The sequence below is a fragment of the Escherichia sp. MOD1-EC6162 genome (assembly GCF_002965125.1).
GTDB classification, from domain to species: domain Bacteria; phylum Pseudomonadota; class Gammaproteobacteria; order Enterobacterales; family Enterobacteriaceae; genus Escherichia; species Escherichia marmotae.
This window is the reverse complement of the sequence record NZ_PTSB01000007.1, coordinates 89,325-114,030: the sequence shown is the minus strand read 5'-3', so window position 1 is coordinate 114,030 and position 24,706 is coordinate 89,325. Positions and strand designations below refer to the sequence as shown.

The following is a 24,706-nucleotide window of genomic DNA, read 5'->3' as shown; positions in this document are numbered from 1 at the left end:
TTTTATGCCAACGAGCAAAAGCAGGCCAACACTGTAGCCTGCAAAGTACGAATGGCTATTTCGCGGCTGAAGTAAACAGCGCAGAGTAATCTGTATTGCAAATACGCTGTACCGCAGGGTGCTGGATCATCCTTTCGGCAAAAATCGCATGGTACTCTTCCATGACGTTCTCAACGCGACCAATCTCCACAACCGAGTTATCGGTATAAAAATCATTGGCGTAAAGTGAAGGTGCAACAAAAATAGCATTGTGCGTCGCACCAAAGGCTTTCATCAACGCCGCATCATCAAACTCCCCCAGAATTTCAACATTCAATCCCTGGGAGTTAAACCAGTTTAATAGCTTGCGTCCCAACATTGAGCGCCGCCCCGGTATAAGTAAGCGACGTTGCTCCAGACAGGCTGGAAACGGTTTTTCTGGCAGCGGGTTAGTGCACCAGAAACTGACACCACACTCGCCAATTTTTATGGAAAATAGCCCCTCCTGCTGGGTGGAGTCGATCGGACAGTCAGAGATGATCATATCCAACTTATGCTGACTCAGTTGCTCCAACAGCATCTCGTGCGTCGATTCAAAGCAGCGTAGATGGATCTGCTCGTCTTCTACAACTGCGGCATCCAGAACACTGCTGACCAGGCGTTTCGAAAGTGCATCTGCAACGCCAACATCAAACAATAAGTTAGACTCTTTGCGATAGTTGACGATATCCAGCATTTCCTGGCTTAACGTGAACATTTTATCGGCATAGCGATAAACCAGTTCCCCCAGTTCACTGGGTTCCAGGCCACGTCCTTTGCGCTTAAATAGTTTCCCTTGCAGACGCTCTTCCAGCGCCCTGATCTGCCCGGTAATCGTTTGTGGTGTTAAATAAAGCGCCTCCGCTGCGCCAACCACAGAACCTTCTTTGTAGACATGCCAGAAGTAATACAAGTGGTTGTAATTGATATGAGACATGCTCATTTCTCTCCCTGATAACAATGAAAAGGGAGCCATTTATGGCTCCCCGGTACATCGCCCGATCAAACAGATGGACGTAGACGAATGCGTAGCCAGCTATATCCAATTACCGCCGAAGAGATTGAACCGACCAGAATGCCTAATTTCGCCCAGTTAATCAGTTCTGGATCTACGCTACCAAAGGCCAGGCTGGCGATAAAAATAGACATAGTAAAACCGATACCGCACAGGATCCCAACAGCCATAATTTGCTGATAAGTCGTTCCCTCTGGCAGATGTGCCAGCTTCAAACGCAGCGCCAGCCAGCAGAACAGACTAATACCCAGCGGCTTGCCAATCAGCAAACCGGCGATGATCCCTAATGGCAGAATGGAGGTCAGGCCATCCAGCGTCACGCCTTGCAGAGAAACACCAGCATTGGCAAAAGCAAATAGCGGCAAGATCAGATAAGCCACCCACGGATGCAATACATGCTCCAGGCGCTTCGCCGGAGAACGCCCATGTTTCTCTTTTAACGGAATAAAGAAGCCAACAATAACCCCAGCCAGCGTTGCATGGACGCCTGATTTCAGCACGGCCGTCCACAGCACCACACCAACCAGAATATAAACCCCTGTACGGCGCACGCCACACATGTTCAACACAGCGAGTACAGCAATCGCCACTGCAGCAACGCCAAGAGAAGCCATCGACAAGTCATTGGTGTAAAACAAGGCGATGATAATGATGGCACCAAGATCATCGATAATAGCCAGCGCCATCAAAAAGATCTTCAGCGCTAACGGCACACGGCTTCCCAATAACGCCAGTACACCAAGCGCAAAGGCAATGTCAGTAGCCGCCGGGATCGCCCACCCTTCACGAGTGATAGGATCAGCATAGTTAAAAGCCAGATAGAGCAATGCCGGGACAATCATCCCGCCGATAGCGGCAATGACCGGAAACGCAGCCTGCCGCAGGCTGGCCAGCGATCCTTGCATCAGTTCGCGTTTAACTTCCAGACCAACTAACAGGAAAAATATCGCCATCAGTGCGTCATTTATCCATAACAGCATGTTTTTGTTGATCTCAAGTGAACCAACCCGAAGCTGAACCGGCGTTTCAAGAAAGTCGTGATACCATCCACTGGTTGCGCCGCTGTTGGCCATAATCATCGCCAGAACAGCGGCAATAATGAGAATAATGCCTCCCGAGGCATCACTACTAAAGAATCGATGCAGATGTTTCACTTTTTATTTCTCTTTCAGGTGAATAGATCGTTTTTACTATTTTACCCCGCAAGAATCATCGTTAAAATCAGATTATAATGTAGGAATAGTTCGCTTTTTACGATCTATAAAGGAGGTTGCGTCACCAGCGGAGGAAGATTTTTTGACGCCAGAAAGCGGTGGCTGATGACCTCAAAACTCAATAATCATAGCTTAAGGTCACGATTTCTGAAGGATTTATTCGGAAAAGTAATAATTAATTTGTGGTAAGCCAGAGCTGTTTGTTAGGGCGATATTTCAAATATATCCAACTTGTCCTCAATAATTGCAATAAAGGGACAAATCAACGTTAACTAATTGAATCCTTAAAAAATTACGCCATAAAAATGCGAGGCGCCTTCAGGATTGGGGTTGATATAATCAAATGGATTAAAGTGAATAGTATAATAGCGGCGGGTGCTTGAGGCTGTCTGTCTCAGGCATTAGCTGGATGGCAGATAGAGAAAAGCCCCGAGTGATATTTTACCATCAACCCGAGGCCCCCTATATGCTGAACACATGTAGAGTGCCTCTTACTGACCGTAAGGTCAAGGAGAAGAGAGCAATGAAGCAGCATAAGGCGATGATTGTCGCCCTGATCGTCATCTGTATCACCGCCGTAGTGGCGGCGCTGGTAACGAGAAAAGACCTCTGTGAGGTTCACATCCGAACTGGCCAGACGGAGGTTGCTGTTTTCACGGCTTACGAATCCGAGTAAGAGCAACGGCGGGGAGTAATCCCCGCCACTTTACAGGTGCTCGCATATCTTCAACGCACCCTTGTTTTTACCTAAGCCTGCCCACGGGTAGGCTTTTCAGGAAATTAGCGAGTCAGGTCGTCAAAAAACTTCTTCACGCCGTCGAAGAAACTCTTCGAACGCGGGCTGTTGTGCTCGCCGGTTGGGCCTCCGAAGCTTTCTTGCAGATCTTGCAGCAGTTGTTTCTGCTTCTCGTTCAGACCTACCGGTGTTTCGACCACGACGCGGCACAGTAAATCCCCCTGCGCACCGCCGCGGACAGACTTCACGCCTTTACCACGCATGCGGAACAGCTTACCGGTCTGGGTTTCTCCAGGCACTTTCAGTTTGACGCGACCATCGAGGGTCGGCACTTCGATTTCACCACCAAGTGCGGCCATCGCGAAGTTGATCGGCACTTCGCAATACAGGTTGTTACCTTCACGTTCGAAAATCGGGTGCTGTTTAACCTGAACCTGAACGTACAGATCGCCTGCTGGTGCGCCGTGCTCGCCCGCTTCACCTTCGCCCGCAAGACGGATGCGGTCTCCAGTGTCCACCCCTGCCGGGATTTTAACGGACAGCGTTTTGCTACGCTCAACACGACCATGACCATGACATTTGTTGCACGGATCTTTGATCAGCGTACCTCGGCCCTGACAGTGTGGACAGGTCTGCTGTACGGCAAAGAACCCCTGGCGCATCTGCACTTGACCAGAACCATGACAGGTCGGACAGGTCTGCGGTTGCGTACCCGGTTTTGCACCGCTACCGTGGCAAACGTCACACTCTTCCAGAGTCGGAATGCGGATCTCTTTGGTCACGCCACGTACAGCTTCTTCGAGGGTGAGCTCCATGTTATAGCGTAAATCAGCACCACGCGCCGCACGTTGACGACCACGTCCGCCGCCAAAAATATCGCCAAAAACGTCACCAAAAATATCGCTGAAGTCTGCGCCGCCGCCAAAACCGCCGCCGCCCATGCCGCCTTGCTCAAACGCCGCATGACCATACTGATCGTATGCCGCGCGTTTTTGCGAATCGGTCAGAACTTCATAAGCTTCCTTGATCTCTTTAAATTTCGCCTCGGCCTCTTTGTCACCCTGGTTACGGTCCGGGTGATATTTCATGGCCAGGCGTTTATAGGCCTTTTTGATTTCACGCTCTTCCGCAGTTTTGGAAACGCCTAAAATCTCGTAATAATCTTGCTTAGCCATCTTTTTTAATTTGCCCCTAGATGAATGCACGGGCGGAGAGGAAAATCCCCTTCGCCCGTGTCAGTATAATTACCCGTTTATAGGGCGATTATTTTTTGTCTTTGACTTCTTCGAATTCAGCGTCGACAACATCGTCATCTTTCGCGTTGTTTGCAGAAGCATCAGCACCGGCAGTCTGCTGCTGGGCATGTTGCTGCTGGGCGATTTCCATCAGTTTCTGGGAAACCTGTGCCAGTTCCTGCATTTTCGCTTCGATAGCGGCTTTGTCTTCACCTTTCAGAGCAGTTTCCAGCGCAGTCAGCGCAGACTCGATGGCAGTTTTGTCGTCAGCCGGCAGTTTGTCGCCTGCTTCTTCAACCTGCTTACGGGTGCTGTGCAGCAGATGGTCGCCCTGGTTGCGAGTCTGTACCAGCTCTTCAAACTTACGGTCTGCTTCGGCGTTAGCTTCAGCGTCGCGTACCATTTTCTGGATTTCATCTTCGTTCAGACCAGAAGAAGCCTTAATGGTGATCTTCTGCTCTTTACCGCTGTTTTTGTCTTTCGCAGAAACGTGCAGGATACCGTCAGCATCGATATCGAAGGTAACTTCGATCTGCGGCATACCGCGCGGTGCCGGGTTGATACCATCCAGGTTGAACTGACCCAGAGATTTGTTATCAGCCGCACGTTTACGTTCACCCTGCAGCACGTGGATGGTTACTGCAGACTGGTTGTCTTCAGCGGTAGAGAACACCTGGCTGTGCTTGGTCGGGATAGTGGTGTTTTTCGCGATCAGCGTCGTCATCACACCGCCCATGGTTTCGATACCCAGAGACAGCGGGGTAACGTCCAGCAGCAGTACGTCTTTCACGTCGCCAGTCAGTACACCACCCTGAACGGCAGCACCGATTGCCACAGCTTCGTCCGGGTTAACGTCTTTACGCGGCTCTTTACCAAAGAATTCAGCAACTTTCTTCTGAACCATTGGCATACGAGTCTGACCACCAACGAGGATAACATCGTCGATATCAGATACGGACAGGCCAGCGTCCTGCAGAGCAACTTTCAGCGGCTCGATGGAACGGTTCACCAGGTCTTCTACCAGGCTTTCCAGTTTTGCACGAGTCACTTTGATGTTCATGTGTTTCGGACCGGTCGCGTCTGCAGTGATGTACGGCAGGTTAACGTCGGTCTGCTGAGCAGAAGACAGCTCGATTTTCGCTTTTTCTGCCGCTTCTTTCAGACGCTGCATTGCCAGCGGATCGTTACGCAGGTCAATGCCCTGATCTTTCTTGAATTCTTCAACCAGGTAGTTGATCAGGCGGCTGTCGAAGTCTTCACCACCCAGGTGGGTATCACCGTTGGTTGCCAGAACTTCGAAGGTTTTTTCACCGTCAACTTCGTCGATTTCGATAATGGAAATATCGAAAGTACCACCACCAAGGTCATAAACAGCGATAGTACGGTTGCCTGTACCTTTGTCCAGACCGTAAGCCAGTGCAGCGGCGGTCGGTTCGTTGATGATACGTTTTACTTCCAGACCAGCGATACGGCCTGCGTCTTTCGTTGCCTGACGCTGAGCATCGTTAAAGTATGCCGGTACGGTGATAACTGCTTCAGTTACCGGTTCACCCAGGTAATCTTCTGCAGTTTTCTTCATTTTTTTCAGCACTTCGGCAGAAATCTGCGGCGGTGCCATTTTCTGGCCTTTAACTTCGACCCATGCGTCGCCGTTATCAGCAGCAATAATTTTGAACGGCATGATGGAAACATCACGCTGTACTTCTTCGTCCTGGAAGCGGCGGCCAATCAGGCGTTTAATCGCAAACAGGGTGTTTTGCGGGTTCGTCACTGCCTGACGTTTAGCCGGCTGACCAACCAGAGTTTCACCATCCTGGGTATAGGCAATGATAGAAGGCGTGGTGCGATCGCCTTCGGCGTTCTCCAGCACACGAGGAGTGGTGCCATCCATAATCGCTACACAAGAGTTGGTAGTACCCAGGTCGATACCAATTATTTTACCCATCTAAACGTCTCCACTATATATTCGGTCATCATGTGGTTGTGAGTCTGTAATAGGGGCGAAACGTCTGGTTTCAACTGCCCAATTTCATTTTTTTGCAGACTCACTCACTGCGGTTGACTACTAAATGGGGTCGTAACCCACGTCATCAAGGGGGAGATGCAAAAATTTTTTGTGCTTTTGCGCAGAAATTTCGCGATATGGCGGAAGAAGACGAGAAACGGACTGGAATTTAATTCCTATAAAGGATGAATTCAACACAAAATTATCACCAAAAAATTGTAATAAAAATAACATATTACGTTCATGCGTCATGTTTTCCCTGCCAACAAACCAGTCGCTATTTGTCCTCCTGGTGCTCCCCACAAGGAGAATCCTTATGAAATCTGTTTTTACGATTTCTGTCAGCCTGGCTATTGGCCTTATGTTGTGCTGTGCCGCGCAGGCTAACGACCATAAAATCCTCGACGTCATTGCCATGACGCGTAATGAAACTAACGATCCCGCACTGCAATGCCCCGTTTGCCGCGTTGTAAAACACATACAACTCACCGCCGATCATGGCGATTTACAGTTAAGCGACTTTTAAAGCGAGTCAGGGAGGCCTGTGGCGCAGCATTAAATGGGGTTAAAGCCGTCAGCGGTAGCGTCCTTCGCGTCACGATCCCGGCACTACTACAAATCGCCTTCCTGCGGCGAATAGTTAACACCACTCAAGTGTGATACCTGATACCGGGGAAAATTTTCATTTTCCCATCAAAAGATCATAGACACTGCCCCACTGGCTGATTATTATGCCGCGCCCCGAAAACACTACAGTTATTCAGGGAAATTATTTCACCATTCATTCGATGATGATTTTTGAGGAATTATGGGCAAGCCCATTATCATTTAGACAAACAGGTAACACAGCATGTGATAATGATTCTCGCTTGAATTAATTCTTATCAAAATCAATGGCAAATATTATTTATAATCAATATGTTACATGCATTCCATTTTGTGTTTTATCTTAACACCACCAGCGTTTTCATCGCCTTCCTCAGAAAAACGTAAGACGATGATCAGCATCTTGAAGACCACAGATTTGTCCTTGACTATTTCTAAGCTCAATCTTCTTCACCACCTGACGTAAACTCAGATCCCAGTTACAGCTTTCAGGCCTGTCACAGCTAACGGATATTCCTTTATCAACTATCTATAGAAACTTGTCCGCATTGCTGATTTTAGTTTGGTTGATTTCATCGTTGACCGTTTGGGTGTCTGTCGGTGGTATCTTTTGACCGCTGAACGCACTAACCATTGTCCAACCTGCAACACCGTTAACTGATACACCAAACCATATTAACGCCATCCAAAAATCAAAAAATTGTGGATGCAAACCCGAAAAGCACCAACGGATAAAAAAATCCTTGCATATCGATACACTTGACTATAATATAGATAATGGAATAATTTGAATTGTAAACTTTGTACGAAAAAATACTGATGCCATTATTTGCCTGCGAACCCTTTATTCATGCACCTTTATAGTCATCATGGTAGCAGCATTTGTCGGTGGTCTGATGGTAATAACTATATGTTATATGGATCAGTATTTAACAGATGAGAGTAAATTTATGTAAAGTAAGAGGAGGTATATTGTTAGAATTAGTACATCCGCAGTCAGTGCAATCACAGATCACACAAACCACACCTTACACAGTCATAACTCACACTCACGGTAGGTATCCAGTCATTGCTGGTGATACGTTTTACCATAATGGTCGCGCGTACCAAATCAACACTACGGAGAAATCCGGTGTTCGGTTAGATATCCTCAGGCCGATAGTAGAGGAACTTGATGCCATGTTATCTAGTTACAGTCGAGTCTTCTTGAGTCGCTTCGATTTGCGTCTGCCTGATGGTACTGCCGTAGAAGAAAGCAACAAATGGGTACGACAGCTATTTAAGAAATTGCGCGAGCGTCTCAAGTCAAAAACTAAAAGGCCAGAAGGTGTAACAAGCCCAATCAATGAATTCGCTTTCAGTTGGGTGCGTGAGAGACATGAGGTAGAAAAAGACCATTACCATTGCTGGATTGCACTACCACATCGGCAAATAAACCGATTGGGAGGGAGATCATACGGAGTGGGAAGCGCAATCATTGATATCTGGTGTCAACTAACTGGTGGTGAGCATACGCTGGTGCATTTAGCGAAGAAGAAGGCCGAATACCCAAACCATTATGTTATTGAGCGCGGTCAACCTGAAACACTGGAGGGACCGATCTACTGGCTATCGTATCTGGCTAAAGTTCGCGGGAAGTATCAAACAGGAAAATACGATCGAGTGCATTCAACCTCGCAACTTCGTAACAGAATAACTCGCTCGCGAAATAATTAATATAGCAGCCTCTAAGGCCGTAAACAAAAAAACATTCTCCTTGCCTATACCAAAAAAACGCGCTGTAGGCCCTTTGTAGCGCGTTTAACAACGTTTTCTCCCCGCTATCTTAGGCGACATAAAAATATGGCGCATAATTCTCATTTCTGAAGCTCTATCAAACGCCCTGGCTATCATGGGCGTTGATATTAATAATCGGACATATATTTCAATCTACAGAGATTTACTTAATTCCTTCTTGATTCGAAAAAATGTAGCTCGCCCACATCCAACTAACTTATAAATCTCTTCGTTGGTATATGTTCCCTTAGCCAAATATTCAGCGACCTTCTTGCGGATTTCATCATCTTTTTGTCGCCCTTTGAACACACCTTTCGCCTTTGCAATCTTGATACCCTCTGCCTGTCTTTGACGAATAAAAGAGCGTTCCAACTCACCAACGGCTCCCAACATGGTGGTTATGAACTTGCTGGTGGGGGAATCATCAAAAGTCATGTGATTATCTATAAACTCAACTCTCACGCCCTTTGTAGTCAGTTCATCCAGTATATCCAGAAGGTCACGGGTATTACGTGCCAGACGGTCAACGCTTTTAACTCGAACTGTGTCACCAGAGCGAACTTTACTCATTAACTCTTTTAAAGCTGGCCTGTCTGCATTCTTACCGCTGGCCTTATCAATCAAAATCTCATCAACCAGTGTTTCTAACGCTTCAATCTGGCGTGATTCATTCTGATCTTTGCTGCTTACTCGTACATACCCGAAAGTTCCCATAGTCCCCCCAAAAAGTCTCATATCAATGACATCAACGATACAGTATCAAATAAGTTAAAATAAAGCAATTTTGATACTCAGTTCCAACATCAACGACACGTATCAATTACGTCTACTCAAATGAGATCGCCGCATCCCTCACCGATATTTGATAATTAGTTAGCGTGACGCTTGCGAGCACGACCGACGCTAATCCGTGCAGCTCATGCGCTATGGTTGATAACATGATGAAGTGTTTAGGAGGAAAGCAGGTAATTCCCCCAAAGTAGTTAATCGAATAAATCGAATAGATCGCTCAAGGGGACTAGCTTGACGTAAATATAACCATCATCATCCTCTTCAATGACAATAGGCATATCTACGCCATTGGATAATACAGCCTTAGCGCGGTAATGCTTATCAGTGATTTCTTTAACATCTTCAACAACAAGACATTTCACATCACTTCCTTCATCTTTCAATATTGAAGTCGTAAGTTCACACGCACCTACTTTAAGCTCTTTGCTGTAAGCCAAAGCACCAACAACAGGAACACAACTCAACGCAATGGCAATGTAAACAAAAAACCATGCCCATCGGTTGCTCGACTTAACGCCTGCAAATTGAGATCTACTGTAAACATACAGCGGCGGGAAAAAGAGAACACTAATAGCAGGATTTACAAACTTGGGAACTGACGCCCTATAAACATTAGCTATCTCCTTTAAGTCAAGTTCTGCACAGATAAGAGCGGTTACAAAGAAAACAATTATAGCAATCTGAGCATCCGTTGTGAGAAAGTAAACTATTGGACAAAGCAGTGGAACTACCATATAAAAATAGAAATAAATATTTTTTATTTTCAATTCGTTATATGCCATTAAAGGATACCTGCCATGCTACAAATTAGCTTATAACTGACACCAAAATGTTCTACATCACGATATACGTGTTTATTGTACGAATGTACAGTTACTACCTGATGGTGCACCAATGAACAACTGCATCTTTTCGCAGGTAACAACTATCTTCTGCCCTTTCTTCAGTTTTGAGGCTTTTGACTTTTCTGAATCTTCCATGCTTAACATTACAGGTAAAAAACGGTTGCCACTTTCCAGCCGAACGATTACATCATTTGTAAAATTCTTAGCTATTTCCTGGACTGTACCTGTGATTTCTACTTTACGCCCACCAATTTCATCATCGGCGGCGACTTCATTGGCGTCATATAACTCAGCCAGGGCTTTTGCCGTTGTTCGATAAATATGATCATTAGAAACGACTTTCTTTAATTCCCCATCGGCAACTTGCAATTGTTCAGGATTTACCATTGTAGCAACCACTATTTTTATAAAATCTTTTTGCGTCGTGACGTAAGTCGCTCCTTCGCCACAACTATCAATCACAGTTTTATCTTCGGTGATAATCTTACTCTCTTTGAGTTTTTTACCCTCCGCCGAGCCGAAAACAATGGCATTATGTATCGTAGCGTAACTCTCCGTATCCTTCTGCATCCCCCGTGTTACTTGCTTTATCAATACATCCTCAGACTCACCTTTCAGTGCCTGCTCACAACTTACAGTCATAAGCGTTTTGAGATAATTCACTACGTACTCAGGATATGGCTGTATGTTTGAAGTAATCCTCTCATCAGCGAAAGACATGAACGAAAAGAGCATGAAAGGTAACACCAGGATCTTTTTCAAAATTAGCCTCCGTGAATATGTGTAACACATTGATACGAATACGAAAAAATACCATCGATCATTTTGATCGATCAATATTATAAAACCGATCGGTAAAACTGATCAATTAAGTCGTTGAAAATCCTCTAAGAGAAAACGGAGAGAAGTAGCCAATCATTAGGAGATAACGAACAATCAGAGAGGGGGAAAGTTAATGTTTTGTGGTTTGTTGTTGCCGTTTAACGGCAATGCAGGATGTATAACTATTCAGTCGCAACTTGTAAACTCGTGTCCTTGGTAGAAGATAACCATTTGCTGGTGCCTTATGCCATAACTGAGTAACCCTGTTCCGACAGTGAACAACAGGATGCAACATAGAAATAGCCCAAGGCAAAAACCGTTTTAACGAGATGGCGACCGAAATTCTTGTGAAACTTTTCGCGGATTACGTCCCACTCAGAATTTGGCTGATCGAAACGGAGAACGGTAAGAAGTTCTGTAGATATGAGAACAGCGTTTACTTATTAACTATGTGACCAAAAGCAAACACTGTTCCAGTGTGAAAACTTTCACTATTGATGACTACAAAAAGCAACCAGCCAACGAATAAAGCCGATTGGCTGGATTCTTTAAAGGGTGTTAATCATCAATATCCAATGGTTCATCGTCCAACCATGAATAATCGCGTGACGTAGAGCACTCTGTTATGTCATCCAATAAAACTAGCCCTGCACGCCCTGCTTTCATAAACGTTAACTTACATTGAACGTTAAGCTGATGCCCGTTGTACATCTGTTCTTCTTCGAGCTCATACTCGCCTGAAAGTGTTCCCGTATCAGAAATTGACCATTCTTCAACCGACTTCCAAAGATCACCGCTAGTTACAAGATCATAATCCATGTCGGGATAATCAGGAAAATAAGCATTACTTTCAGCCATTTCCCCGGATTCTGCTGCATCTTGATATATCGCCTCTTCAAGAATTTCCCGAATATGATCATCATAAAAATCATCCACTGATTCAGATACTTTCACAGACAAGCCGGCCTTTAACTCTGAGATAAAGACACCAAAGTTATCATCAGACACACCGAACTTTTTCGCTCTTTCCATACCTAAGGGCATATTTAGAACGATGTATTCTGCATCCGCAAGGCTATATTTACGAGGTGGATTCTTGTCTTCTTCAAGCATTGCCGCATAGCTGGCATAACCTAAGAGAGCAGCAATGACTTCGCGGGTATGAGAGCGTTTTAAGGATGTATTAATGGAAATGTTGTAGCAAATTGCTTTGATTGCATCATTCATGATAAACCACTCCAACACATCAGATCTTTTGGCAATCATTTAAGGTTTGGCATTGGACATTTTGTTACCTTCAACCATTTGCCAGATCTGACACTATGAATAAGGTTTAAGAAAGAATGACTACTGCCTTTTTAAGCTGTCCAAAACTTAGGCTGGCGCCTAAGTTCACTATATCACTTAAGAAATAAAATGCAATAGCAACTATTTAGCGCCGTGATGGGACTCTATAGGGGACGCCGCCCCTACCAAGCATCTACTGCTTACTAACGAAGCATGATGGATTTATTCGAGGAAAACCAATTAACATTTCATCTATTTTTTGTACTAACAATTTACCTGAGTCATGATACTTCTTTATCACTTCTGGTGGAACTTTATCTGAGAAAACCGGAGTTTCAACATACATTGCATATCCGCAAAGCTTATTACCATTATTGTCAGTTTTGATTTGCCCCTCGAAAAGGTAGCGTTGCCTATCATAAATCTCATATCTAAGAGTCAACGTCTTATCTTTCGCTTTACTGATTGTCACACTACTGATCACTGCTCGCACAACTTCACGAATATTCAATCGATTTGGGTGCGTTGTATCCTCAAGCAATTGCGGGGTGAGCATCTCTACAGTATCTACTATTTTTTCAATTTGTTGCTCACGAGAACCTTGTAAAAGCTCACGTTGACTCAATTTGTCCAGTTCCAACAGTAGCCCACGTTTACGCGACTCCAGTTCCTGAAGCTGGGTGACCAAAGACTCCAGATTCCCTCCCATTGTAATTGCTGTTGTCAGATTTCCAATCTGGGATTCGACAAGCTCCAATTCGCTACGTTTCGAATCAATCTGATCTGCAAGCGACTCTCCCGCATTCTGATCTTCTATTACTAACGACATATATCCACTGATAAGTGGGTATAACAAACAACGTTCGACCAACTCGCCTGAAACACTCCAAGCTTTACAGGAAGACATTCTTTTCTTACCCGACTCACACAGGTAGCGAATTTTTCCTTGCTTACTGAATGAAGTCATCGCACCGCCACAGTGACCACAACGTAAAATCCCCATACCAGAAAGCAGTGTTATAACTTTTTTCTTACAACCTTGTGGCATTTTGTTGTTGCAAGCAACATCTTGAAGCCGTGCAAATTCAGCGGGCGTACAGACAGGCGGAAAATAATCCTCCAGATGATAAGTAACATTGTTCAATGTTAAGACTTTTTCCCCCATCAGTGCCCGATTTAACCGCATTTTTTTGATATTCGGTACAGTCCAACGAGCTTCTCTATTTTTATTTCGTGTCTTTTTACCCGGCGGCGGCGGGTAAATGTCGCTATTTTCATTGAGGTAATTTGCTACCCGATAGTTACCCCACCCCGAAAGCAACAATCTCACAGCCTCTTTTGCGGCCTTAAAGTATATTGGATGTGGCTTTACTGCTTCAGTATTTGGCCCTGTTGCATCAATCCAGAAAGGAGTTGAGCCAGCACTTTTTATGTTCGTAGGTAGCCCCGATTTATGTCGCTCAATCAGCTTCAATGTGGTTTCATAAGCACGTTTTTGCTTAGTCAGTGACTCTTCATTTGCTCGGCTGAACAAGAAAAGAGACATAATTAAATCGTTAACGTTGTTACTAATACTCTCCTCTGTATAAATTTTCCCATCCATACCAGTAACGATTGTCAGCCCCAACTTTAACAAGCTAGTGAATAGATTCAGAGCCGTCATGACGTCCTGTCTTGTTAGGCGGTCGAGATTCTCAACATACAGCCATGAATCAGATGAAATAACCCCAGCTTTAACAGCGTTAATAAATCCAGAAAACGCACCTTGTGTAGTATTCTTACCCCGAAACGCAGAGACGCCTGCATCAAGGATCTGGACATACTCCAAACCATGAATTGCAGCGTATTGTTTCGCTTTTTCAGTCTGACGCTCCAGGGATGTATTCCCTGTTTGTTTGTCAGTAGACCAACGTATATAGGAATAAAGTTTTTTCATGGCTAACACTTTGAATAATAGACATTCTGAGAATATCATCTTTTCAAACTTGGGCAACACTAAGTTGGCTAACCCGGCACCGCTGGGCCTGATGGGCTTCGGCATGACCACCATTCTGCTTAACCTGCACAACGTGGGTTATTTCGCTCTGGACGGTATTATTCTCGCCATGGGCATCTTCTACGGCGGTATCGCGCAAATTTTTGCCGGTCTGCTGGAGTATAAAAAAGGCAACACTTTCGGCTTAACTGCCTTCACTTCTTACGGCTCTTTTTGGCTGACGCTGGTTGCGATTCTGCTGATGCCGAAACTGGGTCTGACCGACGCGCCGAATGCGCAGTTCCTCGGTGTTTATCTGGGGCTGTGGGGCGTGTTTACGCTGTTTATGTTCTTCGGCACGCTAAAAGGTGCACGCGTTCTGCAATTCGTTTTCTTCAGCCTGACCGTGCTGTTTGCCCTACTGGCTATCGGTAACATTGCCGGTAACGCTGCGATCATCCACTTCGCGGGCTGGATAGGTCTGATCTGCGGTGCCAGCGCGATCTACCTGGCAATGGGTGAAGTGCTGAACGAGCAGTTTGGTCGCACCGTTCTGCCAATTGGTGAATCCCACTAATTGCTTGATATCCCCCGCACGGGGGATATCAGCGTGCGCTTTATTCATGCCGGATGCGGCGTGAACGCCTTATCCGGCCTATATAATCATGCAAATTCAATATATTGCAGGAAGATCGTAGGCCTGATAAGCGTAGCGCATCAGGCAGTTTTGCGTTTGTCATCAGTCTGATCCCCCCGCCTGGGGGGATTTTTTTATTCGCTAACTTCACGTCTTGCACTCTTCGGTCTGAATGCCGCTACCACTTCAGGTGCCGTTTCAACGTATGGTCCTTCCAGCAACTGAATGCAGTACGGCACACTGGCAAAAATACCGTGCACCACGACATTGCCCTCGCCATCCTTCACGCCTTCCAGCGTCTCTTTGATGGACTTCGGCTGACCAGGCAAATTAAGAATCAATGCCTGTTTACGAATCACGCCCACCTGCCGCGAAAGGATCGCGGTTGGAACAAAATGCAGGCTAATCTGGCGCATCTGTTCGCCAAAACCCGGCATCTCGCGATCGGCTACTGCCAACGTTGCATCGGGTGTCACGTCACGGCGCGCGGGGCCAGTACCGCCGGTTGTCAGCACCAGATGGCAACTCATTTCGTCCACCAGCTCACACAAGGTTTGCTCAATGATCGCCTGCTCATCAGGGATTAAACGGGTTTCCAGCTCAAATGGCGTCGTCAGCGCCGATGCCAGCCACTCTTCCAGTGCAGGAATGCCTTTATCCTGATAAACGCCGCTGGACGCGCGATCAGAAATGGAAACTAAGCCGATACGTAAAGTATTCATCAAGATTTTTCCGTTTAAACAGTCTCGTTAAACAGAATGATACACTGCGAAGGGAGTGACAGACAGGCTTCAGAAGAGGTAGCGTGACCGACTTCCCGGCCACGCTAAGAATGATTACAGCAGAGCGCCGATCATTTTTTCCAGTTTTTCCTGGTCAACAGCAAACTTACGGATACCTTCCGCCAGTTTATCTACAGCCATTGGATCCTGGTTGTGCTGCCACAGGAACTCGGACTCAGTGATACGTGCCGGACGCGCTTTCACTTCGCCAGTGTAGGACAGTTTACGTTCAATAGCCCCTTCGCTCTCTGCCAGTTCTTTCAGCAGTGCCGGAGCAATGGTCAGACGGTCGCAACCTGCCAGTTCCAGAATTTCACCGATGTTACGGAAGCTTGCGCCCATAACCACGGTTTCATAACCATGCTCTTTGTAGTACTGGTAGATTTCCGATACAGAAACCACGCCAGGATCTTCTGCCGGAGCGTACTCTTTCTTGTCGGTATTGGCTTTGTACCAGTCAAGAATACGGCCAACAAACGGAGAGATCAGGAATACGCCAGCTTCTGCACAAGCACGCGCCTGGGCGAAGGAAAACAGCAGAGTCAGGTTACAGTTGATACCTTCTTTTTCTAGCTGTTCAGCAGCACGGATACCCTGCCAGGTAGACGCCAGTTTGATCAGAATACGATCGTTGCTGATACCCGCATCGTTGTAGAGCTTGATCAGACGTTTTGCTTTTGCAATTGACGCTTCGGTGTCATAGGAAAGACGCGCATCAACTTCAGTTGAGATACGGCCAGGAACCAGTTTCAGGATTTCCAGACCAATGTTTACTGCCAGTTTGTCAGTCGCGTCCACGATTTGCTGTGCGCGATCGTTGCTCTGCTGTTTCGCCCATGCGACAGCATCATCAATCAACTTGCGGTATTCCGGAATCTGCGCTGCGTTAAGAATGAGAGAAGGGTTGGTTGTGGCATCCTGCGGTTGATACAGCTTCATTGCCGCGATGTCCCCAGTGTCGGCCACTACAGTGGTGTACTGACGAAGGGAGGTCAATTTGTCCGTCATGATAGTATTTCTCTTTAAACAGCTTGTTAGGGGGATGTAACCGGTCTGCCCTGATGATATCACGACGCAACGACAGCGCAACCGCAGACGAGAGGGTTATCGCCAGGCGAGACTGTTTAGGTTTTCTGACACTGCGTTGATATCGCTCGCCATTTTTAAGCAAAAACTCAAGTATGCTACACAAGCGTTATCTACCAATGCACATCGTATATAATTCTTAATCAATTGGTAACGTTTACACAGGAATGTAACCGCGTGCCGGCGACAAGAGGGATACGAATGCCTGACTTTTTCTCTTTTATTAACAGTGTTCTATGGGGATCAGTGATGATCTACCTGCTCTTCGGCGCAGGTTGCTGGTTCACTTTTCGCACCAGATTCGTTCAGTTTCGCTACATTCGCCAGTTTGGCAAAAGTCTCAAAAATAGCGTTCATCCACAACCGGGGGGCTTAACGTCTTTTCAGTCACTGTGTACCAGTCTTGCCGCGCGCGTCGGCAGCGGTAACCTCGCCGGTGTTGCGCTGGCCATTACTGCCGGTGGACCCGGTGCCATCTTCTGGATGTGGATTGCCGCGTTTATCGGCATGGCGACCTCTTTTGCCGAATGTTCCCTTGCCCAACTTTATAAAGAACGTGACGCTAATGGGCAGTTTCGCGGTGGTCCGGCATGGTATATGGCGCGTGGATTGGGGATGCGCTGGATGGGCGTGCTATTCGCTATCTTTTTGCTCATCGCCTACGGATTGATTTTCAGCGGTGTTCAGGCAAACGCCGTCGCCCGCGCGATGCATTTTGCGTTTGATGTTCCACCATTAGTAACTGGCATCATACTCGCTGTCTTTGCCCTGTTGGCGATAACCCACGGTATTTATGGTGTCGCCCGACTGATGCAATGGTTTGTCCCTGTAATGGCATTAATTTGGGTACTCGCCAGTCTGATCATTTGTGCGATGAATATCGAGCAACTTCCTCACATCATTTGGTCTATTTTTGACAGCGCCTTTGGCTGGCAGGAAGCGGCAGGCGGCACCGCGGGTTACACCCTGAGCCAGGCAGTTACGAACGGCTTTCAGCGCAGTATGTTTTCTAATGAGGCGGGAATGGGGTCGACACCAAATGCAGCGGCGGCGGCAGCATCCTGGCCGCCGCATCCGGCAGCACAAGGTATTGTTCAGATGATCGGCATTTTTATCGACACCCTGGTCATCTGCACGGCAAGCGCCATGCTAATATTGCTGGCCGGAAACGGTACAACCTATATACCGCTGGAGGGTATTCAGCTTCTCCAGAAAGCGATGCGAGCACTAATGGGTTCCTGGGGGGCAGAGTTTGTCACAATAGTGGTGATTCTGTTTGCCTTCAGCTCTATCGTCGCCAATTACATTTATGCGGAAAATAACCTTTTCTTTTTACGTATGAACAACACTAAAGCGATCTGGTGTCTGCGTATCTGCATCTTTGCCACCGTGATTGGTGGCACGCTACTTAGCCTCCCCATGATGTGGCAACTGGCTGATATTATTATGGCGTGTATGGCGATCACTAATCTGACCGCTATTTTGCTGCTCTCTCCGGTAGTGCATACCATTGCCAGTGATTATCTGCGCCAGCGTAAACTCGGCATACGCCCGATGTTTGATCCGCTGCGCTACCCGGACATCGGCCAGCAACTCGCACCTGATACGTGGGATGATGTTTCGCAGGACTAATCACAACTATCGATCAATTCATCCGCATTTTTTGCTACAGTCGCTGTAAATTTCCTGCAAGGACTGGATATGCTGATTCTGATTTCACCTGCGAAAACGCTTGATTATCAAAGCCCGTTGGCTACCACGCGCTATACGTTGCCGGAGCTGTTAGATCACTCACAGCAGCTTATTCACGAAGCGCGGAAGCTGACACCCCCGCAGATTAGCACGCTGATGCATATCAGCGACAAACTGGCGGGTATCAACGCCGCTCGCTTTCATGACTGGCAGCCAGATTTCACGCCGGAGAATGCCCGGCAGGCGATTCTGGCGTTCAAAGGCGATGTCTACACCGGTTTGCAGGCCGAAACCTTCAGCGAAGAAGATTTCGCTTTTGCCCAGCAGCATCTGCGTATGCTTTCCGGTTTGTATGGCGTACTGCGTCCACTCGATTTAATGCAGCCATACCGTCTGGAAATGGGGATCCGTCTTGAGAACGCCCGGGGCAAAGATCTGTACCAATTCTGGGGTGATGTGATCACCAACAAGCTGAACGAGGCGCTCGAAGCGCAAGGCGATCAGGTAGTAATTAACCTGGCGTCAGATGAGTATTTTAAATCAGTGAAACCGAAGAAACTGAATGCTGAGATTATCAAGCCGGTGTTCCTCGATGAGAAGAACGGCAAGTTTAAGGTTATTAGTTTCTACGCTAAGAAAGCGCGCGGCCTGATGAGTCGTTTTATTATTGAGAATCGCCTGACCAAACCAGAACAACTGACTGGCTTTAATCGTGAAGGTTACTTCTTTGATGAAGCCACCTCCAGCAATAGCGAACTGGTGTTTAAACGCTACGAGCTGCGTTAAGTTTGCGGTAAATGCCGGATACGGCGTAAACGCCTTATCCGGCCTACAAAAGCATGCAGATTCAATATATTGTAGAGATCACGTAGGCCTGATAAGTGTAGCGCATCAGGCAATTTTGCGTTTGCCATCAGGCTCAAATGCCGGAGGTCATCCGGCAGTTATGTTTACCGATGGTGTCTGTCCGGACCTGGACGATGATCGCCGCCGTGATCGTTTCGATGATCTCCGCGGTGATCATTTCGATGATCATTATACCAATTATGGTGCGGCTGCGATCCGTGTGGGTGCCAGCGATTATCTCGCCATTCGTAATTTCTATACCACCAGTTATGGTCACGCCAGTAACCGCCATCCCAGTAGTAACCGCGATGATCGCGATCGCCAATCTGTAATTTCACTGATGGTACTAGCATTATTTCCTCTGCCTGCGCTGCCATAGGAGCGACCAGAATCAGGGAAAGTGCGAGCAGGATAGATTGCATCTTTTTCACAGGTGACTCCTTTTATCATTGCCAGTTATGGGCCGATATCCGGAGCTTACGGTAAAAGAATCCCCGTTGTCATTCTCTACAATTAAAAGAGCTAAGTTACCGCATTTATTGAAAATTTCTCCTTTTTTTCTGTCGATTTTTCTCATATTTTCTCCACAAAAAAGCCGAACTGCATAAACGCAAGCCCGGCCATTTTCAGGAAATTAATGGATACTACTTATGATTCATCATCAGCTTGCGCAGCGCGGCAAAATCAGCGGGCAGATTATGAGAAAGCAGCGGTAAATCAGCACGTTCTGCCAGCTCTTTTGGCAGCTCCAGCGTTTCACCAAGAATTACCTCCACGCTCTCTTTAAATTTCGCCGGATGCGCGGTGCCGAGGAACAGACCATATTCGCCTGGGTGAAGCTGGTCACGCAGCGCACGGTAAGCCACGGCAGCATGCGGTTCTGAGGTATATCCCAGATCTTTTAATTCGCGCATCGTCTGCCGGGTCGATTCATCATCCACCGCCGCATAGCCCAACTCCTTCAATTGCCAAATTTTGCGGCGGAACAACTCTTCCACACGCGGCCAGTTATTCGGCTGGCTAACATCCATCGCATTGGATAATGTCGCCTGGGTGGCTTTTGGCGACCACTGCCCGTCGTGCAGGAAACGCGGCACTGTATCGTTAACGTTAGTGGCAGCGATAAAACGCTTCACCGGCAGACCGAGAGATTTTGCCAGCAGGCCTGCAGTTAAATCACCGAAGTTACCGCTTGGCACCGAGACAACCAACTGGTTCCGCGCCTCCTGCGGCAACTGCGCCACAGCCTCAAAGTAGTAGCAAATCTGCGCCAGCAACCGGCTGATATTAATGGAGTTAGCTGAGTTCAGCCCAAGCGCCACTTTCAGCTCTTCATCATTAAACGCCTGCTTCACCAGTGCCTGACAGGCATCGAAATCGCCGTCGATAGCGACAGTTTCAATGTTGCCACCTAATGTACAGAACAGTTTTTCTTGCAGTGGGCTGATTTTGCCGCGCGGATAGAGGATAACCACTTTTACATTCGGTAAACCATAGAACGCGTGAGCCACTGCCGCCCCGGTATCGCCGGAGGTCGCGGTCAGAATAGTCACCGGTTTATCGCCCGCAATATGAGTCAGCATTTGCGCCATAAAGCGACCGCCGAAATCTTTAAATGCCAGCGTTGGCCCGTGGAACAGTTCCAGGCAACCGACATCGCTTGTAACTTTGGCAACCGGAGCCGGGAATGCAAACGCTGCACGCACGCGCTCTTCCAGTGCGTCCTGCGGGATCTCATCACCAATAAACGCTGAGAGGATCTTCGCGCTGCGGGTAACGAAATCCAGCTTCAGCATCTCATCAATTTCGGTCAGACTAAATTCCGGTAGATCGTGCGGAAAAAATAGCCCCTGATTTTTACCCAACCCCTGCGTTACGGCTTGCGCAAAGCTGACCTGTTCGTTGTGATCTTTCAGATTGTAGAGTTTCATTTAGTTTTCCAGTACTCGTGCGCCCGCCGTATCCAGCCGGCAAATATGAACAAAACCTTCCTGATTTTGCAGGTAGTTCTTACCCAACCAGTCAGCAACGCGTTGGGCGGTATCCGGCTTGTCACACAGAGCGAACAAGGTCGGGCCAGAGCCGGAGATACCGCTCGCTACTGCGCCGATTTCCGCTACCGCCTGCCGTGCCTGCCTGAAGCCCGGCAGTAAACGTTCACGGTAGGGTTCAGCGATAACATCTTTCATCAGCTTCGCGGCAAGCTCAGGCTGACGGGAATAGCAGGCGTGAATGAAGCCCGCCAGATGCCGCCCGTGAGCAATGCAATCCTGACGGCGGTACTGCGCCGGTAAAATAGCCCGAGCTTCTGCCGTCGAGACTTTAATCCCCGGATACGCCAGCACCCACAACCACTCATCAAACCCCGGCACCTGCTGGCTGATGATGCCGTTTTCTTCGATCATCAACTGCATACCGCCAAGAAAGCACGGAGCCACATTGTCGTAATGAATGCTGCCAGAAATACGCCCTTCCAGCTCGCCCATCAAGGCCAACAGGCGGGTATCGTTGAGCGGCTTGCCACAGTGCTCATTCATCGCGACCAGTGCCGCGACCACTGAACAGGCGCTGGAACCTAAGCCAGAACCGATCGGCATATTCTTTTCCAGGGTCATCGCCACTGGAATTTGCTTGCCCAGTTCCTGGCAAAAACGCTCCCAGCACTGATAAACGATATTTTCTCGCGGTTCTGACGGTAGTTTGTCGGCAAACTGTCCGAGGTTGTTGAGACTGAATGCCTCTGCCGCCTCAACCGTCACCACATCCCCAAGCAATTCGCCATCAACAGGCGTTACCGCCGCGCCGAGCACATCAAACCCGACGCTTATATTGGCACTGGAAGCCGGAGCATAAACTTTAACCATTTCAGACTCCTAACTTCCATGAGAGGGTGCGTAGCAGATCGGCAAAGACACCGGCAGCCGTAACATCATTGCCCGCGCCGTAACCGCGCAAAACCAGCGGCAGCGGCTGATAATAGTGGCTATAGAAGGCTAATGCGTTTTCGCCGTTTTTCACTTTGAACAGCGGATCGTTACCATCCACTTCAGCAATCTTCACGCGGCAGACACCATCTTCATCAATGTTGCCAACATAGCGCAAAACTTTGCCTTCATCACGAGCCTTCGCCACGCGTGCGGCAAAGAGATCGTCAAGCTGTGACAGGTTCGCCATAAAAGCCGCAACATCACCCTCAGCGTTAAACCCGGCTGGCAGCACAGGTTCGATTTCAATATCCGCCAGTTCCAGTTCACGCCCGGTTTCACGGGCGAGAATCAACAGCTTACGCGCCACATCCATACCGGACAGGTCATCTCGCGGATCCGGTTCGGTATAACCCATTTCCCGCGCCAGCGTGGTCGCTTCAGAGAAGCTCATACCTTCATCTAACTTGCCGAAGATAAACGAGAGCGAGCCAGAAAGAATGCCGGAGAATTTCATCAATTCATCGCCAGCGCTGAGCAAGTTTTGTAGGTTCTCAATAACCGGCAATCCCGCACCGACATTGGTGTCGTAGAGGAATTTACGCCGTGATTTTTCCGCCGCGTAACGCAACTGATGGTAGTAATCCATCGACGAGGTGTTGGCCTTTTTATTCGGCGTCACCACGTGGAAACCTTCACGCAGGAAGTCGGCATATTGATCCGCCACCGCCTGGCTGGAGGTGCAGTCGACAATCACCGGGTTCAACAGATGATATTCTTTCACCAGGCGAATTAAACGCCCGAGATTAAACGGCTCTTTGGCTTGCGCCAGTTCTTCCTGCCAGTTTTCCAGGTTAAGGCCATGCACATTGGTCAGCAACGCCTTCGAGTTGGCAACGCCGCAGACACGTAAGTCGATATGTTTGTTCTTCAGCCAGCTTTGCTGACGCTTCAGTTGCTCCAGCAGCGCACCGCCAACGCCACCGACGCCAATCACAAAGACTTCGATAACCTGATCGGTATTGAACAGCATCTGGTGGGTTACACGCACACCCGTCGTCGCGTCATCGTTATTTACCACCACGGAGATTGAGCGTTCAGAAGACCCCTGGGCAATGGCGACAATATTGATATTGGCGCGAGCCAGCGCGGCAAAGAATTTCGCTGAGATCCCGCGCAAGGTGCGCATACCATCACCCACCACCGAAATTATTGCCAGCCGTTCAGTGACCGCCAGCGGCTCCAGTAAACCTTCTTTCAGTTCAAGGTAGAACTCTTCCTGCATCGCCCGTTCAGCGCGTGCACAGTCGCTTTGTGGAACGCAGAAACTGATACTGTATTCGGAAGACGATTGGGTAATCAGCACCACCGAAATTCTGGCACGTGACATTGCAGCAAACACACGCGCCGCCATGCCAACCATCCCCTTCATTCCTGGACCGGAAACGCTGAACATCGCCATATTATTCAGATTGGAAATCCCTTTTACCGGTAGTTCGTCTTCGTCACGGCTGGCGCCAATAAGCGTACCGGGCGCTTGTGGGTTTCCGGTGTTTTTAATCAGGCAAGGGATCTGGAACTGGGCGATAGGGGTAATGGTGCGAGGATGAAGAACTTTAGCGCCGAAGTAAGAAAGCTCCATCGCTTCCTGATAGGACATCGACTTCAACAACCTCGCATCGGGCACCTGACGCGGGTCGCAGGTATAAACACCGTCAACGTCCGTCCAGATCTCGCAGCAATCGGCGCGTAAACAAGCAGCCAGTACCGCAGCGGAGTAGTCGGAACCATTGCGCCCCAGCACCACCAGTTCGCCTTTTTCATTACCGGCGGTGAAACCAGCCATCAGCACCATGTGGTCAGCCGGAATGCGGCTTGCAGCAATACGGCGGGTAGATTCGGCAATATCGACGGTAGATTCGAGGTAATGACCGACTGCCAGCAGTTTTTCGACCGGATCGATAACGGTAACGTTGTGACCGCGCGCTTCCAGTACACCGGCCATAATAGCGATCGACATTTTTTCGCCACGACAGATCAGCGCAGCGTTGATGCTGTCCGGACATTGTCCCAGCAGGCTAATACCGTGCAGGACATGCTTAATTTGGGCAAATTCTTGATCGACAAACGTTTTCAGTTGCGCCAGCGGGAATCCCGGCTGGGCGGCGGCGAGTCCAGTCAGAAGTTCGGCAAAAATACGTTCGGCATCGCTGATATTGGGTAAAGCATCCTGGCCGCTAATGGTTTTTTCAATCATCGCCACCAGATGGTTGGTAATTTTGGCGGGGGCAGAGAGGACGGTAGCCACCTGCCCCTGCCTGGCATTGCTCTCCAGAATATCGGCAACCCGCAGAAAACGTTCTGCATTTGCCACTGATGTACCGCCGAACTTCAACACTCGCATGGTTGTTAC

Annotated in this window: 20 protein-coding genes and 2 pseudogenes; 7 read left to right on the top strand and 15 right to left on the bottom strand. The window is 48.0% G+C overall.

Features of this window, described 5'->3' with window-relative positions; all coding sequences use genetic code 11:
- Nucleotides 1-55 precede the first annotated feature (55 nt).
- Nucleotides 56-961: a transcriptional activator NhaR gene (gene nhaR, locus A9587_RS08375; protein WP_000062876.1), complete on the bottom strand. Its 906-nt coding sequence runs from the start codon at nucleotides 959-961 to the stop codon at nucleotides 56-58.
- A gap of 59 nt (nucleotides 962-1,020) precedes the next feature.
- On the bottom strand, nucleotides 1,021-2,187 hold the full coding sequence (gene nhaA / locus A9587_RS08370) for a Na+/H+ antiporter NhaA (protein WP_000681378.1): 1,167 nt from the start codon (nucleotides 2,185-2,187) through the stop codon (nucleotides 1,021-1,023).
- 583 nt (nucleotides 2,188-2,770) lie between these two features.
- Between nhaA and mokC the strand changes: the two genes are divergently transcribed.
- Nucleotides 2,771-2,923 carry a type I toxin-antitoxin system toxin MokC gene (mokC, locus tag A9587_RS08360; RefSeq protein WP_000809168.1) on the top strand — a complete coding sequence of 51 codons (153 nt, stop codon included), beginning with the start codon at nucleotides 2,771-2,773 and terminating at the stop codon, nucleotides 2,921-2,923.
- Between the two features lie 104 nt (nucleotides 2,924-3,027).
- On the opposite strand, the gene dnaJ is transcribed toward mokC, so the two are convergent.
- Both dnaJ and dnaK read right to left on the bottom strand, forming a co-directional pair.
- Nucleotides 3,028-4,158 carry a molecular chaperone DnaJ gene (gene dnaJ / locus A9587_RS08355; protein WP_001118463.1) on the bottom strand — a complete coding sequence of 377 codons (1,131 nt, stop codon included), beginning with the start codon at nucleotides 4,156-4,158 and terminating at the stop codon, nucleotides 3,028-3,030.
- 88 nt (nucleotides 4,159-4,246) lie between these two features.
- Nucleotides 4,247-6,163, bottom strand: a complete 1,917-nt coding sequence (gene dnaK, locus A9587_RS08350; protein ID WP_000516135.1) for a molecular chaperone DnaK — start codon at nucleotides 6,161-6,163, stop codon at nucleotides 4,247-4,249.
- A 376-nt stretch (nucleotides 6,164-6,539) separates the two neighbouring features.
- Between dnaK and A9587_RS08345 the strand changes: the two are divergent.
- The 3 genes and pseudogenes from A9587_RS08345 to A9587_RS08340 form a co-directional block, all read left to right on the top strand.
- Nucleotides 6,540-6,740: pseudogene (locus tag A9587_RS08345) on the top strand (DUF2541 family protein); the annotation flags it as partial.
- A 29-nt stretch (nucleotides 6,741-6,769) separates the two neighbouring features.
- A pseudogene (locus tag A9587_RS25000) lies at nucleotides 6,770-6,883 on the top strand (hypothetical protein); the annotation flags it as partial.
- 918 nt (nucleotides 6,884-7,801) lie between these two features.
- Nucleotides 7,802-8,545 (top strand): YagK/YfjJ domain-containing protein, encoded by a 744-nt coding sequence (locus A9587_RS08340; protein WP_105281910.1) that lies wholly within the window; start codon nucleotides 7,802-7,804, stop codon nucleotides 8,543-8,545.
- Between the two features lie 213 nt (nucleotides 8,546-8,758).
- Here A9587_RS08340 and A9587_RS08335 read toward each other — a convergent pair whose 3' ends face one another.
- From A9587_RS08335 to A9587_RS08315, 5 genes are all read right to left on the bottom strand, one after another.
- Complete coding sequence (locus tag A9587_RS08335; RefSeq protein ID WP_028132707.1) at nucleotides 8,759-9,319, bottom strand: recombinase family protein; 561 nt, start codon at nucleotides 9,317-9,319, stop codon at nucleotides 8,759-8,761.
- Nucleotides 9,320-9,588: 269 nt separating this feature from the next.
- Nucleotides 9,589-10,179 (bottom strand): hypothetical protein, encoded by a 591-nt coding sequence (locus A9587_RS08330; protein WP_105281909.1) that lies wholly within the window; start codon nucleotides 10,177-10,179, stop codon nucleotides 9,589-9,591.
- Between the two features lie 72 nt (nucleotides 10,180-10,251).
- A complete protein-coding gene (locus A9587_RS08325) occupies nucleotides 10,252-11,004 on the bottom strand; it encodes an OB-fold protein (RefSeq protein WP_105281908.1) in 753 nt (250 codons plus the stop codon).
- Between the two features lie 618 nt (nucleotides 11,005-11,622).
- The gene (locus A9587_RS08320) at nucleotides 11,623-12,291 is read right to left on the bottom strand and encodes a hypothetical protein (RefSeq protein WP_140159818.1); all 669 of its coding nucleotides are present in this window, start codon (nucleotides 12,289-12,291) and stop codon (nucleotides 11,623-11,625) included.
- Nucleotides 12,292-12,544: 253 nt separating this feature from the next.
- Nucleotides 12,545-14,287 carry a recombinase family protein gene (locus tag A9587_RS08315; protein WP_172955457.1) on the bottom strand — a complete coding sequence of 581 codons (1,743 nt, stop codon included), beginning with the start codon at nucleotides 14,285-14,287 and terminating at the stop codon, nucleotides 12,545-12,547.
- A 49-nt stretch (nucleotides 14,288-14,336) separates the two neighbouring features.
- On the opposite strand from A9587_RS08315, the gene satP reads away from it, so the two are divergent.
- A complete protein-coding gene (gene satP / locus A9587_RS08310; RefSeq protein ID WP_000528538.1) occupies nucleotides 14,337-14,903 on the top strand; it encodes an acetate uptake transporter in 567 nt (188 codons plus the stop codon).
- Between the two features lie 194 nt (nucleotides 14,904-15,097).
- Here the strand turns inward: satP and mog are convergent, their stop codons facing one another.
- Nucleotides 15,098-15,685, bottom strand: coding sequence for a molybdopterin adenylyltransferase (mog, locus tag A9587_RS08305; RefSeq protein ID WP_001517716.1), 588 nt, complete (start codon nucleotides 15,683-15,685; stop codon nucleotides 15,098-15,100).
- Between the two features lie 114 nt (nucleotides 15,686-15,799).
- A complete protein-coding gene (gene tal / locus A9587_RS08300) occupies nucleotides 15,800-16,753 on the bottom strand; it encodes a transaldolase (protein ID WP_000130186.1) in 954 nt (317 codons plus the stop codon).
- A 279-nt stretch (nucleotides 16,754-17,032) separates the two neighbouring features.
- Between tal and A9587_RS08295 the strand changes: the two genes are divergently transcribed.
- The gene (locus tag A9587_RS08295; RefSeq protein WP_105263654.1) at nucleotides 17,033-18,463 is read left to right on the top strand and encodes an alanine/glycine:cation symporter family protein; all 1,431 of its coding nucleotides are present in this window, start codon (nucleotides 17,033-17,035) and stop codon (nucleotides 18,461-18,463) included.
- 69 nt (nucleotides 18,464-18,532) lie between these two features.
- The gene (gene yaaA / locus A9587_RS08290) at nucleotides 18,533-19,309 is read left to right on the top strand and encodes a peroxide stress protein YaaA (protein WP_000906159.1); all 777 of its coding nucleotides are present in this window, start codon (nucleotides 18,533-18,535) and stop codon (nucleotides 19,307-19,309) included.
- Between the two features lie 164 nt (nucleotides 19,310-19,473).
- Here yaaA and A9587_RS08285 read toward each other — a convergent pair whose 3' ends face one another.
- The 4 genes from A9587_RS08285 to thrA form a co-directional block, all read right to left on the bottom strand.
- On the bottom strand, nucleotides 19,474-19,800 hold the full coding sequence (locus tag A9587_RS08285; protein WP_032159450.1) for a DUF2502 domain-containing protein: 327 nt from the start codon (nucleotides 19,798-19,800) through the stop codon (nucleotides 19,474-19,476).
- 213 nt (nucleotides 19,801-20,013) lie between these two features.
- Complete coding sequence (gene thrC, locus A9587_RS08280) at nucleotides 20,014-21,300, bottom strand: threonine synthase (protein WP_105263653.1); 1,287 nt, start codon at nucleotides 21,298-21,300, stop codon at nucleotides 20,014-20,016.
- Entirely contained in the window at nucleotides 21,301-22,233 is a 933-nt protein-coding gene (thrB, locus tag A9587_RS08275; RefSeq protein ID WP_105263652.1) for a homoserine kinase, read from the bottom strand.
- Between the two features lies 1 nt (nucleotide 22,234).
- On the bottom strand, nucleotides 22,235-24,697 hold the full coding sequence (gene thrA / locus A9587_RS08270) for a bifunctional aspartate kinase/homoserine dehydrogenase I (RefSeq protein WP_010378218.1): 2,463 nt from the start codon (nucleotides 24,695-24,697) through the stop codon (nucleotides 22,235-22,237).
- Between the last annotated feature and the right edge of the window lie 9 nt (nucleotides 24,698-24,706).